This is a genomic window from Sphingobacterium sp. WM, from assembly GCF_029542465.1.
In the GTDB taxonomy this organism is placed as follows: domain Bacteria; phylum Bacteroidota; class Bacteroidia; order Sphingobacteriales; family Sphingobacteriaceae; genus Sphingobacterium; species Sphingobacterium cellulitidis.
In genome coordinates this window covers 211,064-224,652 of record NZ_CP120709.1, presented here as the reverse complement: position 1 = coordinate 224,652, position 13,589 = coordinate 211,064, and the positions used below count along the sequence as shown (strand labels likewise).

Below are 13,589 nucleotides of genomic sequence, written 5' to 3'. Positions count from 1 at the left end.
GGTATTCATATTTGTAATCTGGCTTGTCAGGATATGGGCCACAAGAAGCTACAACAAGGGAAACTAGGATATATTTTAAAAATTTTCTCATAAAAATGATCAGATAAACAAATCAAAATAGAATATAACCTCTACCTCGAGGTAAAATTAGTTAATTTTATTTCTTGTTTAGAAATTTTATTTTATTCTATACCTGCCCTTGAAACAAAAAAATATTGTAGTTTTATACTTAAGCCCTGGACTAATTATCCGAACTGACCAGCTAAAAAATAAACTCAAACAGTATCTATTATTATTTTTTCTTCGCTTGAAAACCATTACTACACATAGATGAAATTAAAAACGATTGACGCATCATCCTTAACATCATCGGAAATGCAAAGTTATTTGCACAGTATCATAGCCCCACGACCTATTTGTTTTGCCTCCACTATCGATAAAAATGGAAATGTAAATTTGAGTCCATTTAGTTTTTTTAATGTAGTTAGTATCGATCCTCCAATTTGCATTTTTTCTGTCACCACAAGGGCGTATGATAATAGCAAGAAACATACGCTCGAGAACATTCTTGAAGTACCAGAATGCGTGATAAATATTGTGAATTATAATATGGTTCAACAGACTTACCTCACTAGCAAGGAATATCCAAAGGACATAAACGAGTTCTTAAAATCTGGGTTGACAGAAATACCATCGGAAATTGTAAAACCACCAAGGGTAGCAGAATCATCGGTACAAATGGAATGCCTTGTAAAGGATGTCGTTACTTTAGGAAATAGTGCAGGTTCTGGCAATTTGATTATTGCTGAGGTAAAGAGACTCCATATCAATGAAGATATCATTAACGAAAATGGCAAAATAGAACCTCAAAGATTAGATCTTGTCGCGCGACTGGGTGGAGATTGGTATTGTAGAATTGTTCCAGAGAATTTATTTAAAATTGATAAACCAAAAAACAGTACTGGATTAGGTATTGGGTTTGATGCTATTCCCACAGAGATAAAAAACTCTTCCATTTTAACAGGGAATAATTTAGGATTATTGGCACTTGTAAATAATCTACCTTCAGATAAGGAGCTTAAAGAATTTAGCCAAACCGATGAAATGAGAGAGCTTCTTGACAATTCGATAGATATCCATACACGTACCTTAATAAAACATACAAAAGCAAAATCCTTATTAGAAACTGGCAATGTTGAAGATGCTTGGAAAGTACTCTTAGTTTAGAAAAAATCCTTACCTGCTTAACCCCTGAAATAGATACCAACTACTCTAACCATATTTTACCAACACAACCTAAAATTGATAAATTTATACTATTTTTGCGCCTTATTAAATTATTAGGAAATATTTAGCAATTCCAAAGATCTAAATATTCGAATAATTTTACCAAACACAATTAAAAATAAGGAGCAATACCCTATTGAGTTCTAACAAAATTATTCAGTAAGCAAGCTCTTTTGATGCATCCTGCATCAAATCGTCTTTTAAAAGGTGATTTACATTTTATAGTAGGCATGAAATTATACTTATTGACGCTTTTGACGCCATTAATGGCAAATATTAATCCCCAACCGAAAACTGATAAAAACAGCATTGCAGTTTTTATCGAAATCGGTCTTGAGGAGCAAAGTTCCACAGAAAATCCATTGCTTAATGAAATTGAATATTATTATGGATTGCAGTATGGAAGAAAGCTCACAAAGCATCAGCTATTTCAATCCTACATAGGATATTCGAATATCAAAAGTGCTTATATAGGTGCAGATTACTTATATCAGCTCCCAAGTTTTATGAAGCATTTATCATTCCTAGTGGGGACTGGAATTGTGTTTGAATACACTGCTGAATCTCCAATTAATATTAGGGAAAGATATTTTCTAATTCGTCCTCAAGCATCTCTGGATTATCACATTAATAATTCTCCTGTTGCTGTTTTTGCAGCCTACAAGCCTAAGTTTGACATGCAGAACTTCGGACCCTATGACCTGTCAACACTTCAATTAGGAATAAATTTTCAAATAAAATAATAAAACGAAAACCGCTTTACAGTCTATTTCAGGTTATTTCTACACAGGCTTTAAACTTATTCAATACAGCTTGGCAAAAGTCTTTTTGTAAAGTTAGCTCAGTATGCTCTTCCTGTTCAAATTGCTCGATGACTTCCACAGAATCTCCTTTTTTCTTAAATAGAATTACAGACCTTCTATGATCGTCCTGTAAAATCTCTATCCTTTCAAAAGGAACCACTAAAGTATATTTCCCTTTATAATTAAACCCTTCAGAACCATCTTTCTTTTCCATTCGAAAATCAAAGACACCTGAAGTCTTTACTTCATTAACAACTGTTGGACAATGCCAACCTGGAAAAGGAACATTCCATATTTTAATATATGCTGCCTTGGTCCAAACTTCCCAAACCTGCTCTATACTCGCCTCCACTATTATTCGTGCTTCTAATTGATTTTTCATAACGGTCTATTTACATCAAAAATAAAAGTTGTGGAACGGTTTCGACTTGCCCTAAGACAAGAAAAATAAAAATCTGGAAACGAAATCCTCTACCATTTGTTCCATAACAAATTAAAAATCAGCTTTATGAATCCAAAACTAATATGGGCGAATTACAGCGTTCAATCTGCGCAAAGGACAGATGAATTTTATAGTAAACTAGGTTTCAAATCCAATACCCCTCCACATAGCGACAAACTTCAATTGGCAAGTTTCTTTTTTGGGGAAAATAATTTTGTAATACACTTCTTTGAAAAAGGAACAGGTCAAATTGACAAATACTTACCCATGGGATCTAGAACGGATGGTATTATTTTTACACTATCCGCAGATACAGAAGAAGAAGTTCAGGAATTTGAAAACAGAGTTCGAGCAGCGGGCGGTACAATAACTCAACCCATTGGGAAAGACGAAAACAACTATTATGGCTTTGCTTTCTCAGATCCCGATGGACATCAATTCAATGTCCTGTTAATGAATAATATGTAAAAAGACTTTGTTAAAACTGGTCTATAAAATGCTTTATGACCCAAGGATAGGCAATGATGGTAAAAAGCAATCCTGACAGAGCTCCAAATAAATGGGCATCGTGGTTAATGCCATCATTCGAGTTTTTAGAAGCCCAGATACAGTATCCCAAATAAACAAAAGCAAAAATATAGGCAGGCATAGGAATAATCATAAAGATGCCCAACATCATTTTTGGATTAAAAAGAATATAACTGAAAAGCACGGCGCTGATCGCTCCCGAAGCTCCTAAACTGTGGTAGTGATAATTATTTTTCTGTTGCAATACGGTAGGAATATCGCTCAAAATCAAAGCAACAATGTACAATAATGCAAATAGAAGATGCCCTGATGGGCCGCTGATTTCTACAAAAATCTGCTCTAAACCAAATCCAAAATAATAGAAGGTAATCATATTAAAGATCAGGTGCATCCAATCTTTATGAATCAAACCACTACTCAACATAAGATACCATTTACTTTTATCACGATAAACGGAATATGGATGCAGCATTAGTTTGCCGAACCACTGTGGGTTTGAAAAAACATATATACTTAATCCGATGGTTAGTGCAAAAATAATACTGGCAACAGGGGTAGCAGTAAGATAGTATTGTATCATTAAAAACGGTCTTCTAGTAAAAACAAATAAAGTTCTTTGGGTCCATGTGCTCCCAATACCAATCTTTTTTCAATGTCAGCAGTACGGCTTGGGCCAGTTATGGTCGTAATCATGGTTGGCAGATCATCGCCATAACGTTCTTTGATCTGGGCCATGGCATGCTTTACATCCATCACTAATTGGGAAGCTCGGGCAATAACAATATGAACGGGAGGATACACACTTAATCGACGCCCAGATTCGGAAGCATTAGAAATCATTATACTTCCATTCCTCGCAATCAGGGATTCGCAAGTGGTGATACTTGCTTCAATTTCTTCTAAAGCTTGTTGGGATTGGCGAAAGGGAAAACCATATTGATCCAACATCTGTTGCAATGGTTTCTCCCAAACATATATTTTACTGATGTTGATTTTCTCAACTAGAATAATCAGGTTCTCAATAAGGTTAATTTCCCCATCGCAGTAAATAAACTTACCGGACATTTGGGTAAATTCCCTCGCAAAAGTAACATCCAATGAATCCTCTTCATCCTTATATAAAGCGCTTTCCTCAAACATAGGATGTGGATTCTCCCTCTTTTGAAGGAGTGCCTGCCGAATTTTCTTCAGCATCTTTTCTTTCGCCGTCGTATTCCTGATATTCATATTATAAAAACAAACAGGACCAAAGGTCCTGCCTGCTATTTTTATCTTAAAATTATTCTGAATCTAATTTTTTCTGTGCCTCTGAATTGGATTGCACATCTTCGCGATCAGTTGCAGGAATTGGAAGATCAGTTTGTGGTACTCCACCTCCATCTGCGCCACCATTCACAAACTCATCGTAAGTCGTCTTATTGGTAAATGGTCTTTTCCCTAAGATCTCTTCCAAATCAGTTTGGAATAAGATCTCTTTCTCCAATAATTTCTCAGCGATTTTAATTAAACCATCTTGTTTGTCTAACAACAATTGTTTGGTTCTATCATAAACTTCTGAAATCAATACCCTTACTTCATCATCAATTAATTCAGCTGTTTGATCAGAATAAGGTTTTTGGAATTGACTATCGCCAGAGCTATCTCTAAAGGATACATTACCAACTTTATGGTTCATACCATATACCGCAGTCATGGCATAAGCCAATTTGGTAATACGTTCCAGGTCATTTTGTGCACCTGTACTGATTCTACCAAAAGTGATATCCTCAGCAACACGTCCACCCATGGTCATACACATACTGTCAATAAGTTGCTCAGTAGTGTACAAGAATTGCTCTTTTGGAAGATATTGCGCATAACCTAAGGCTGCTACACCACGAGGTACAATCGATACCTTAACCAATGGATCCGCATGCTCCAAGAACCAACCTGCGATAGCATGTCCGGCTTCGTGGTATGCCACAATTTTCTTCTCTTCTGGAGAGATAATCTTATTCTTTTTCTCAAGTCCTCCAATGACACGGTCAATAGCATCTTGGAAATCTTGCATTTCAATAGCTTTTTTATTCTTCCGCGCTGCGATTAATGCCGCTTCGTTACATACGTTTGCAATCTCAGCACCGGCAAATCCTGGTGTTTGAGCTGATAACTTCTTAGCATCTACCTCTTCAGCTAATTTTAACGGTTTCAAGTGCACATTAAAAATTTGCTCACGACCGATTAAATCTGGCTTATCGATAGAAATCTGTCTATCAAAACGTCCTGGACGCAACAATGCTGAATCCAATACATCGAGACGGTTGGTTGCTGCCAGGATAATAACCCCAACGTTCGTACCGAAACCATCCATTTCAACCAATAATTGGTTTAATGTATTTTCGCGTTCGTCATTTCCACCCATAATAGAGTTTTTACCACGTGCACGTCCGATAGCATCAATCTCATCAATAAAGATGATACATGGCGCCTTTTCTTTTGCTTGTTTAAACAAGTCACGTACACGAGATGCACCTACTCCCACAAACATTTCGACAAAGTCTGAACCTGATAGGGAGAAGAATGGAACTTGCGCTTCCCCTGCCACAGCTTTCGCCAACAAGGTTTTACCAGTTCCCGGAGGGCCTACTAATAAGGCGCCTTTTGGAATCTTACCACCTAGGTCTGTATATTTTTTAGGGTTTTTCAAGAAGTCTACAATCTCCATCACTTCCTCTTTTGCCTCTTCTAATCCGGCAACATCATTAAAAGTGATATTAATTTGGGACTCTTTATCAAACAATTGCGCTTTGGATTTACCAATATTGAAAATGGCACCACCCCCTGCACCTGCTCCGCCGTTCATACGACGCATCAAGAAAATCCAAATCACCACAATAATCAACAATGGCAGCATAAAAGAAATAAACCATCCAGCCCATGGATTCGTTCTATCTTCATATGTTACGCCAATTCTTGGTTGACTTACTGCCAAACTGTCTTGAGATGCCTTTAATTTTTGTTCTAGGATCTCCGCTGATGGCTCCGTAAATCGGAATTGTGGACCAGTCGAATTGGAAAAAGAAAGACTATTCGGACTTGTGGAAATACCTTTGTATTTCTCTTGGTCCAATCGATCACTCTTAATATATACTTCGACGTCGATTAAATCATTGCTTTTGTAGGCAACTAATTTCTCAACATCCCCAGGGATAAGCATTGTTTGTTCAAACTCCTTGTAGGTAATTTTCTTGGATGACTCGCCACTAAATAAGTACTGAAGCCCAAAAAACCCTACGATCATCGCAATCCAAAGCCAGATCATATTAAATTTTGGTGGCATTGGCGTAATCTTCTTACTCGGAACTTTCTTCATTTATAAACTTAATCTACGTTTCACAACAATTATTATGCGCTTTGGTATTTGCTCATATGGGCATCTCCCCAAAGGTCTTCTATTCTATAATGCTCCCGCTTATCGGTCTTAAAAATATGGACTACCACATCAATAAAATCCAATAATATCCATTCGCCATTTCCCTGGCCTTCTTTATGCCATGGGTCCTGACCAAATGCTTTATATACTTCGTCCTCAACGCTCTTTGCTATAGCGTTCACTTGAACCGTAGAATCAGCATGGCAGATCACAAAATAGTCAGACAAGGTTCCATTTACCTCTCGCATATCCATCCTCACAATTTCGTTGCCTTTTTTCTCCTGCATACCTAGTATTACCACATCGGCTAGCTTCTCGGACAACGAACTTTTTTTATTTTTACTCATTCAGATTTATTATACTTTTGACTAATAAATTGTTTCAAAAATTATTTTAACACAATATCTTTTGCAAAATAACACATTTTCGGGAGAATCACTACGTCAAAAGCTAATTGTTTTAGACGAAATAGGCTCTACCAATGATTATTTAAAATCTCAATTGTCAAATTTCAAGCCACTCCCTGAGTGGTCTGCCATTATGGCAAAAAATCAAACCCATGGTCGCGGCCAAAGGGAAAACGTATGGTGCTCTGAACCCAATAGTAATATCACCTTTAGTTTTGTCCTCTATCCCACTCATTTGCCCCTATCGAACCACTTCAGCCTTAATATGTTGATTAGCCTCGGAATAATCGACTGGTTGGAGTCAATCCAAGTGAAAGCAACCATCAAATGGCCCAATGATATCCTTATCGGGAATAAAAAAATTGCTGGTATTTTAATTGAGAATAAAAGCGCCGGACAAAACATAAAACAATCCGTCATCGGCATCGGGATAAATGTCAACCAAAAGCAATTTTTTGAAGACATCGTAAATACGGCAAGTTCGATCCTCAATGAAACCGGAAAATATATTCATGACCTACCTGAAGCTTGCCTAAACCTCCTTACTCATCTCCATCGCAGATTTCAAGACCATAAGTCCAAAAAGCTGACTGACAGTATATTACTAAAGGAATACAATGATAATCTTTTCAGAAAAAGCATAATTTCTAGTTATTCTACAGGAAAAAGAAGCTTTGAAGCCTACTTGTTGAGAGTTGATAAAACCGGAGAATTGGTATTACTTGAAAACAATACCGAGAAAAAATATTATTTCAAAGAAGTTGTTTTTAATTTGCAATAAATTTAGTACTTCTGCATTATATTATTCAAGATAATCCTAACTTTGATTTTAAACTATATGAACAATAAGTAGTCATAAGTTAGAATAAAACGGTTTTTATGAAAAAAATAAATCTATTAATTGCATTTCTAATCTTCGCTGTATCCGGTGTTTTTGCGCAAGTAGAGACTCCTGTGAAATGGTCTGTAGGATTTAAGAAAGTTTCAGACACAGAAGCGGTAATTCTATTAAAAGCAAATGTTGATCAAGGTTGGCATATTTACGGGTTAAATGTACCTTCCGGTGGTCCTATTTCTACATCCTTTGCTTTCACTCCTGCAAACGGAGCTAAAGTTGTTGGAAAACCAGCTGCTAAAGAACCAAAGTCAAAATTTGAAGATGTCTTCAAGATGAATGTTCCTTATTACAATGGTGAAGTAGTTTTTCAACAAAAAGTAAAATTGGCAAACAATAAGCCAACTACTGTAAAAGGAGTAGCTACCTTTATGGCATGCGACAAAGAACGTTGTTTACCACCAGATGAGTACGAATTTGCCGTTACTATCAAGTAACCTCAATAAAATATAGAAAGAACCAAAAGGCAGGAACACCCTGCCTTTTTCTTAATTTTCCATATTCTCTTAAAATATGTTTAGCTTAAAAAACGTTTTGATAGCCTTTACGTGGCTATTTCTTATTACTGTAACTCCTTTAAAAGGATTTTCCCAAGACACTCTTATTAATTTTGATGACGTAGAATTCAGCTCTGGTCAGGAAGAAGCAAAAACCTCCGATACGCTGATTACAGATTTCGGGGATGTTGAATTCTCTGATGGTGCAGATACTGCAACATCAGATAGCACCGCAGCAGTTAGTCCAACAGTAGTTTCATCCGATAACCAAAAAGATAACTCCCTTTGGGGAATATTTATTCAAGGTCTAATAGGCGGATTTGTTGCCTTTTTAATGCCTTGTATTTTCCCAATGGTACCTCTGACCGTTAGCTTTTTTACTAAAAAATCCGCTAGCAAAGTTCAGGCTGTAACACAAGCATTAACTTATGGTTTGTTTATCGTCGTGATTTATGTAGCCTTAGGGATGTTGATTACCATGATATTTGGCCCACAAGCCATGCATGCTCTGTCAACAAATGGTATTTTCAACTTCTTCTTTTTCTTAATGCTCGTATTTTTTGCGGCATCGTTCTTTGGAGCATTTGAAATTACCTTACCAAGTTCCTTCGTAAATAAAATTGATGCAAAATCCGATAAAGGAGGCTTACTTGGTTACTTCTTTATGGCAGCGAGTTTAGCCGTGGTATCATTCTCTTGTACCGGACCTATTATCGGTACGGTATTGGTAAATGCAGCGGTTAAAGGTGACCGTTTGGCTCCTGCTATTGCCATGCTAGGATTTTCCATTGCTTTGGCGATTCCATTTGTCCTATTCGCTATGTTCCCGGCACTTTTAAAATCAATGCCTAAATCTGGTGGATGGTTAAATAGTGTGAAAGTCGTTCTAGGTTTCTTAGAACTTGCTTTAGCTTTGAAATTCTTATCAAATGTGGATTTGGCTTACAACTGGCAATTCCTCGACCGTGAAGTATTTCTTGCCCTATGGATTGCCATCTTCGGATTGATGGGACTTTACCTCATTGGTAAACTCAAGTTCGCCCATGACAGCGACCTGAAGTTTATGTCTGTCCCTCGAACCATCATTGCAGTTCTGGTATTCTCCTTTGTGGTCTATTTGGTCCCAGGAATGTGGGGAGCACCATTGAAAGCAGTTTCTGCTTTTCTTCCTCCAATAGGAACACAAGATTTTGATATCTCCGCAGGGGTGCAAGGCGGACATGCCACTTCTCCTGACGCAAATAACCGTAAGTACTTTAAGCACTTCCATGATCGCACGACCATCAAAGGAATGGACCCGTATTATGATTACGATGAGGCTTTGGCAGCAGCAAGAGCGCAAGACAAACCCCTGTTGGTGGACTTTACTGGTTGGAACTGTGTAAACTGTCGTGAAATGGAATCCAAGGTATGGTCTGACCCTGTGATCAAGCAAATGATAAACGAGCAATTTATCCTTGCAGAACTGTATGTGGATGATTATGATTTGGAATTACCGGAAGCAGAGCAATTTGTATCGAAAACAACAGGTAAAAAAATCAAAAACGTGGGTCGAAAAAATACCGATTTTCAAATTTCAAGATTCAATAGTAATTCACAGCCTTTATACGCGCTTTTGGATAATGATGAACAGCTTCTGGTTCCGACCAGCGGATCAAATACCAATATCGAAAGTTATAAAGCCTACTTGCAATCTGCTATTGATGCTTATAAAGCAAAGAAATAAGCTTTCTTAACATTTTATCCTCAAAAAATAAGTATTTCGGTATATTTGAACTATGAGCAACATTAATAACATCGCAGTATTGACGTCAGGAGGAGACTCTCCTGGCATGAATGCAGGCATTCGGGCAGTTATCAGAACAGGAATCTATCATGGCAAAAATATGTTTGGTATCCGTAGAGGATATGACGGTATGGTTCAAGGGGATATTACCCCGATGGACGCTAAATCGGTAGCCAATATTATCCAACGTGGTGGTACTATTCTTAAAACTGCAAGAAGCGATGAATTCCGCACTGTTGAAGGTCGGAAGCAAGCTTATGAGAATTTAAAAAAACACAATATCGATGCATTGGTCGTAATTGGTGGTGATGGTACATTTACTGGAGCTTCCAAATTTATCGAGGAGTTCGACATGCCAATTATCGGTATGCCAGGAACCATTGATAATGACCTGAACGGAACTGACTTTACGATTGGATATGATACAGCCATCAACACGGTTGTTGAAGCAGTTGATAAAATCAGGGACACCGCAGAATCTCATGACCGTCTATTCGTTGTGGAAGTGATGGGTAGAGACTCTGGGTTAATTGCTTTACGCTCCGGAATCAGTACAGGTGCTGAAGCGGTATTAATTCCCGAACTAGAAGTCGATTATGATGCGATCATGAAAAGACTGGATAAAACCAGAAAAAACAAATCATCTCGTATTATTATCGTTGCTGAAGGGGATAAAGAAGGTGGAATGGTAGTAGCGGAGAAAATTCAAGCGAATTTCCCTGCATACGATGTTCGTCTTTCAATATTAGGCCATATCCAACGTGGTGGATCACCTACCTGTATGGACCGTGTGCTAGCAAGTCGTTTAGGAGTTGCTGCAGTAGAAGGTCTTTTGGAAGGTCGTAAAGCTGAAATGGCAGGTCTAATCTGTGGAAATGTACAGTTTACTCCATTCAACAAAGCAATCAAGCATATCGATAAAGTAAACGAAAACCTGACTAGAATCGTTGAGATTCTGTCTTTATAAGAATTTACAATACCATAAACAGGGGCAATTGCAACAAAGCATTTGCCCCATTTTTATTTTTACCTGACCTAAACTCAATTCTTAAGAGCTAGAACTTCCAGCTCCTTCCTTAAATTTTTATTGGCTTTCCCTTTCCTAGTATTTTTCTACCCATCAAGGAGAAAAGCTTAGGAATATTCAGCTGTTTTACCAGACCTTCGTCGGACTTTCTCCGGACCTCCTTCGGATCTTCTTCGAAAAAATCCGAAGAAGGTCCGGAGGAGATGAGATGGAGATCCGGCAGTGATCCCCAGGAAAATTGAATTAGATTCGAATTGCGCTTGGATTAAAATAGAATGCTTTGCAATAATTTTCGTCAGCTTGCTTACCTTTGTTTAAATTTAAATACGATGCTAATAGATCAACTTTACCAGATTTATAAGGAATTCCCTAAAGTATGTACCGATACCCGTCAAATCAGCAAGGATTGTTTATTTTTTGCTTTAAAGGGTGACAACTTCAACGGTAATAGTTTTGCTGATCAGGCTTTGGAGGCTGGAGCAAAATATGTTGTCCTTGATGACCCGGAATTTTACAAGGAAGATCCAGCATATATTCTGGTGGAGGATGTGTTAAGCAGCTTGCAGGATTTGGCAAGGTTCCACAGGAAACATTTAAAAATGCCTTTCATTGGAATCACAGGAACCAATGGAAAAACCACCAGCAAGGAGTTATTAAACTCTGTGCTATCTCAGAAGTATCATACCTATGCCACCAAGGGCAACCTGAATAACCATATCGGGGTTCCTTTGACCATCTTATCCCTGACGGAAGACATCGAAATTGCTATTGTAGAAATGGGAGCCAATCATGTCCATGAAATTGAATTCTTATGTGGTATTTCCAATCCAACACATGGCTTTATTACCAATGTTGGGAAAGCCCATTTGGAAGGTTTTGGATCCTTTGAGGGTGTCATGCAAGCAAAAGGTGAACTTTATGACTATCTAAATGCCAATCAAGGCCAAATATATATTCAAGGTGATAATGAATATCTGCTACAGATGGCAGCAAATAGAAATTTAAAGGATGTGATCTACTATGGTTTTACAGAGAAAAACCAAATCCAAGGCGGTTTAGTCGTTGCAGATCCATTCCTGACTATTTTCTGGAAAAATAAAGATGATGCAGCGCGACAAGAAGTAAAAACTAATCTGACGGGTGCTTATAACATTGAGAATATGTTAGCGGCAGTTGCATTGGGAAAAACTTTTGGATTAAGTACAGAACAGATCAATGCTGGTTTGGGGAATTATGTTCCTCAGAACAACCGTTCACAGATTAGTAAAACGGATAAGAATACCATCATAGCGGATTACTACAATGCAAATGCCAGCAGTATGGCTGCAGCATTAGGAAACCTGGATGTCATTCAAGCGGATCGCAAGGTAGCAATCCTTGGGGATATGTTTGAAATGGGGGACCAAAGTGAGGTAGAGCATAGAAAAGTCATTGAAAAAGCAAAGAGTCTAAATTTGGATCGCTTGATCTTCGTTGGGAAAGCTTTTTATGCGCAACGTGATGATCAGGCAAGTTATTTTGAGAGTACTGATGCGCTCAAGGAGGATCTCGTAGAAAATCCATTAGATGATTATTTGATTCTATTGAAAGCCTCACGCGGGATGGCATTTGAAAAATTAATGGAAGTCTTGTAATGTTAAACCTCAAGGGCATACATCATATTGCTATAATCTGCAGTGATTATGCAGTTTCAAAGGCATTCTATGTGGAGAAGTTAGGGTTTCAGATCATCAAAGAAACCTATCGTACAGAGCGGGATTCATACAAGCTTGATCTCGGCTTAAACGACCGATATATTATTGAATTATTTTCATTTCCAGATCCGGCAGCTCGACCGAGTTATCCTGAGGCTAGGGGATTAAGACATCTAGCTTTTGAGGTTGAAAATATCCAGGAGCAAGTAGAAGCATTGCATGGGATGGGGATAAAAACAGAGCCCATCCGTATTGATGAAACAAGCAATAAGAGATTTACTTTTTTCAACGATCCAGATGGGCTTCCTTTGGAGCTTTATGAAATTTAATCTTTACCTACTTCGAGGTTCAATTCTTTTTCTTTATTAATTAAGTTGGAGATACTTGTATCATTCAAGATTTGCAACATGGCATTCCTTACTTCAATAAAAGTATCCCGAATGCCACAGGCATGTTCTTCTACACATTCTTCACAAGAACGATAGAAATTCAAGCTGACACAAGGTAACAAGGCAATAGGTCCATCAATTAAGCGCATTACCTGAGATAAATAAATATCTTCAGGTGCTTTATTCAGGCTATAGCCGCCACCAGCTCCTTTTTTAGAATATAGCATCCCAGCATTTCGCATTTCGAGAAGGATTTGTTCCAAGAATTTCTTTGGAATACGTTCTTCCTCGGCAATTTTTCCGATTTGCATAGGTTCTTTACCATAATTTCGGCCCAATACCATAAGGGCTTTTATCGCATATTTCGTTTTCTTCGATAGCATATCAAACCAGTCTGGTCTATTATCAAAAGTATAAAAAAT

At 37.7% G+C, this 13,589-nt stretch carries 15 protein-coding genes; 9 read left to right on the top strand and 6 right to left on the bottom strand.

Going from position 1 to position 13,589, the window contains the following annotated elements; translation table 11 throughout:
• Positions 1-330: 330 nt before the first annotated feature.
• Together PZ892_RS00970 and PZ892_RS00965 are read left to right on the top strand one after the other, a co-directional pair.
• Positions 331-1,227, top strand: coding sequence for a flavin reductase family protein (locus PZ892_RS00970; RefSeq protein WP_182497868.1), 897 nt, complete (start codon positions 331-333; stop codon positions 1,225-1,227).
• A gap of 290 nt (positions 1,228-1,517) precedes the next feature.
• Positions 1,518-2,030 carry a hypothetical protein gene (locus PZ892_RS00965; protein ID WP_182497867.1) on the top strand — a complete coding sequence of 171 codons (513 nt, stop codon included), beginning with the start codon at positions 1,518-1,520 and terminating at the stop codon, positions 2,028-2,030.
• A 28-nt stretch (positions 2,031-2,058) separates the two neighbouring features.
• Here the strand turns inward: PZ892_RS00965 and PZ892_RS00960 are convergent, their stop codons facing one another.
• Positions 2,059-2,472 carry an SRPBCC domain-containing protein gene (locus PZ892_RS00960; RefSeq protein WP_277711977.1) on the bottom strand — a complete coding sequence of 138 codons (414 nt, stop codon included), beginning with the start codon at positions 2,470-2,472 and terminating at the stop codon, positions 2,059-2,061.
• Between the two features lie 126 nt (positions 2,473-2,598).
• On the opposite strand from PZ892_RS00960, the gene PZ892_RS00955 reads away from it, so the two are divergent.
• On the top strand, positions 2,599-3,000 hold the full coding sequence (locus tag PZ892_RS00955) for a VOC family protein (RefSeq protein WP_182497865.1): 402 nt from the start codon (positions 2,599-2,601) through the stop codon (positions 2,998-3,000).
• A 10-nt stretch (positions 3,001-3,010) separates the two neighbouring features.
• Here PZ892_RS00955 and PZ892_RS00950 read toward each other — a convergent pair whose 3' ends face one another.
• Genes PZ892_RS00950 through rsfS form a run of 4 tightly spaced genes read right to left on the bottom strand, consistent with a single transcriptional unit; the run spans position 3,011 to position 6,819 of the window.
• Positions 3,011-3,640, bottom strand: a complete 630-nt coding sequence (locus PZ892_RS00950) for a rhomboid family intramembrane serine protease (protein WP_182497864.1) — start codon at positions 3,638-3,640, stop codon at positions 3,011-3,013.
• Positions 3,640-4,287, bottom strand: a complete 648-nt coding sequence (locus PZ892_RS00945; protein ID WP_094280994.1) for an LUD domain-containing protein — start codon at positions 4,285-4,287, stop codon at positions 3,640-3,642. Before PZ892_RS00945 ends, PZ892_RS00950 begins: the two co-directional genes overlap by 1 nt.
• Positions 4,288-4,339: 52 nt before the next feature.
• Positions 4,340-6,412, bottom strand: a complete 2,073-nt coding sequence (gene ftsH / locus PZ892_RS00940; RefSeq protein ID WP_094257611.1) for an ATP-dependent zinc metalloprotease FtsH — start codon at positions 6,410-6,412, stop codon at positions 4,340-4,342.
• Between the two features lie 32 nt (positions 6,413-6,444).
• Positions 6,445-6,819 (bottom strand): ribosome silencing factor, encoded by a 375-nt coding sequence (gene rsfS, locus PZ892_RS00935; protein WP_094257610.1) that lies wholly within the window; start codon positions 6,817-6,819, stop codon positions 6,445-6,447.
• 61 nt (positions 6,820-6,880) lie between these two features.
• Here rsfS and PZ892_RS00930 point away from each other — a divergent pair, with 61 nt between their 5' ends.
• The 6 genes from PZ892_RS00930 to PZ892_RS00905 all read left to right on the top strand — a co-directional run bounded on the left by PZ892_RS00930 (position 6,881) and on the right by PZ892_RS00905 (position 13,107).
• Complete coding sequence (locus PZ892_RS00930) at positions 6,881-7,660, top strand: biotin--[acetyl-CoA-carboxylase] ligase (protein ID WP_182497863.1); 780 nt, start codon at positions 6,881-6,883, stop codon at positions 7,658-7,660.
• A gap of 98 nt (positions 7,661-7,758) precedes the next feature.
• Positions 7,759-8,211, top strand: coding sequence for a protein-disulfide reductase DsbD domain-containing protein (locus PZ892_RS00925; RefSeq protein WP_094257608.1), 453 nt, complete (start codon positions 7,759-7,761; stop codon positions 8,209-8,211).
• Between the two features lie 76 nt (positions 8,212-8,287).
• On the top strand, positions 8,288-9,997 hold the full coding sequence (locus PZ892_RS00920) for a cytochrome c biogenesis protein CcdA (RefSeq protein ID WP_182497862.1): 1,710 nt from the start codon (positions 8,288-8,290) through the stop codon (positions 9,995-9,997).
• Between the two features lie 52 nt (positions 9,998-10,049).
• Positions 10,050-11,024, top strand: coding sequence for a 6-phosphofructokinase (pfkA, locus tag PZ892_RS00915; protein WP_094257606.1), 975 nt, complete (start codon positions 10,050-10,052; stop codon positions 11,022-11,024).
• A 389-nt stretch (positions 11,025-11,413) separates the two neighbouring features.
• The gene (murF, locus tag PZ892_RS00910) at positions 11,414-12,718 is read left to right on the top strand and encodes a UDP-N-acetylmuramoyl-tripeptide--D-alanyl-D-alanine ligase (protein ID WP_182497861.1); all 1,305 of its coding nucleotides are present in this window, start codon (positions 11,414-11,416) and stop codon (positions 12,716-12,718) included.
• On the top strand, positions 12,718-13,107 hold the full coding sequence (locus tag PZ892_RS00905) for a VOC family protein (RefSeq protein ID WP_182497860.1): 390 nt from the start codon (positions 12,718-12,720) through the stop codon (positions 13,105-13,107). Before murF ends, PZ892_RS00905 begins: the two co-directional genes overlap by 1 nt.
• Here PZ892_RS00905 and PZ892_RS00900 read toward each other — a convergent pair.
• A complete protein-coding gene (locus PZ892_RS00900) occupies positions 13,104-13,550 on the bottom strand; it encodes an Rrf2 family transcriptional regulator (RefSeq protein WP_094257603.1) in 447 nt (148 codons plus the stop codon). The two genes, PZ892_RS00905 and PZ892_RS00900, sit on opposite strands and share 4 nt — an antisense overlap.
• Positions 13,551-13,589: the final 39 nt, after the last annotated feature.

Excerpts from the sequence above, each read along its gene's own strand:
- PZ892_RS00970 (WP_182497868.1), top strand. The coding sequence starts at position 331 with ATGAAATTAAAAACGATTGACGCATCATCCTTAACATCATCGGAAATG.
- PZ892_RS00965 (WP_182497867.1), top strand. The coding sequence starts at position 1,518 with ATGAAATTATACTTATTGACGCTTTTGACGCCATTAATGGCAAATATT.
- PZ892_RS00960 (WP_277711977.1), bottom strand. The coding sequence starts at position 2,472 with ATGAAAAATCAATTAGAAGCACGAATAATAGTGGAGGCGAGTATAGAG.
- PZ892_RS00955 (WP_182497865.1), top strand. The coding sequence starts at position 2,599 with ATGAATCCAAAACTAATATGGGCGAATTACAGCGTTCAATCTGCGCAA.
- PZ892_RS00950 (WP_182497864.1), bottom strand. The coding sequence starts at position 3,640 with ATGATACAATACTATCTTACTGCTACCCCTGTTGCCAGTATTATTTTT.
- PZ892_RS00945 (WP_094280994.1), bottom strand. The coding sequence starts at position 4,287 with ATGAATATCAGGAATACGACGGCGAAAGAAAAGATGCTGAAGAAAATT.
- ftsH (WP_094257611.1), bottom strand. The coding sequence starts at position 6,412 with ATGAAGAAAGTTCCGAGTAAGAAGATTACGCCAATGCCACCAAAATTT.
- rsfS (WP_094257610.1), bottom strand. The coding sequence starts at position 6,819 with ATGAGTAAAAATAAAAAAAGTTCGTTGTCCGAGAAGCTAGCCGATGTG.
- PZ892_RS00925 (WP_094257608.1), top strand. The coding sequence starts at position 7,759 with ATGAAAAAAATAAATCTATTAATTGCATTTCTAATCTTCGCTGTATCC.
- PZ892_RS00920 (WP_182497862.1), top strand. The coding sequence starts at position 8,288 with ATGTTTAGCTTAAAAAACGTTTTGATAGCCTTTACGTGGCTATTTCTT.
- pfkA (WP_094257606.1), top strand. The coding sequence starts at position 10,050 with ATGAGCAACATTAATAACATCGCAGTATTGACGTCAGGAGGAGACTCT.
- murF (WP_182497861.1), top strand. The coding sequence starts at position 11,414 with ATGCTAATAGATCAACTTTACCAGATTTATAAGGAATTCCCTAAAGTA.
- PZ892_RS00905 (WP_182497860.1), top strand. The coding sequence starts at position 12,718 with ATGTTAAACCTCAAGGGCATACATCATATTGCTATAATCTGCAGTGAT.
- PZ892_RS00900 (WP_094257603.1), bottom strand. The coding sequence starts at position 13,550 with ATGCTATCGAAGAAAACGAAATATGCGATAAAAGCCCTTATGGTATTG.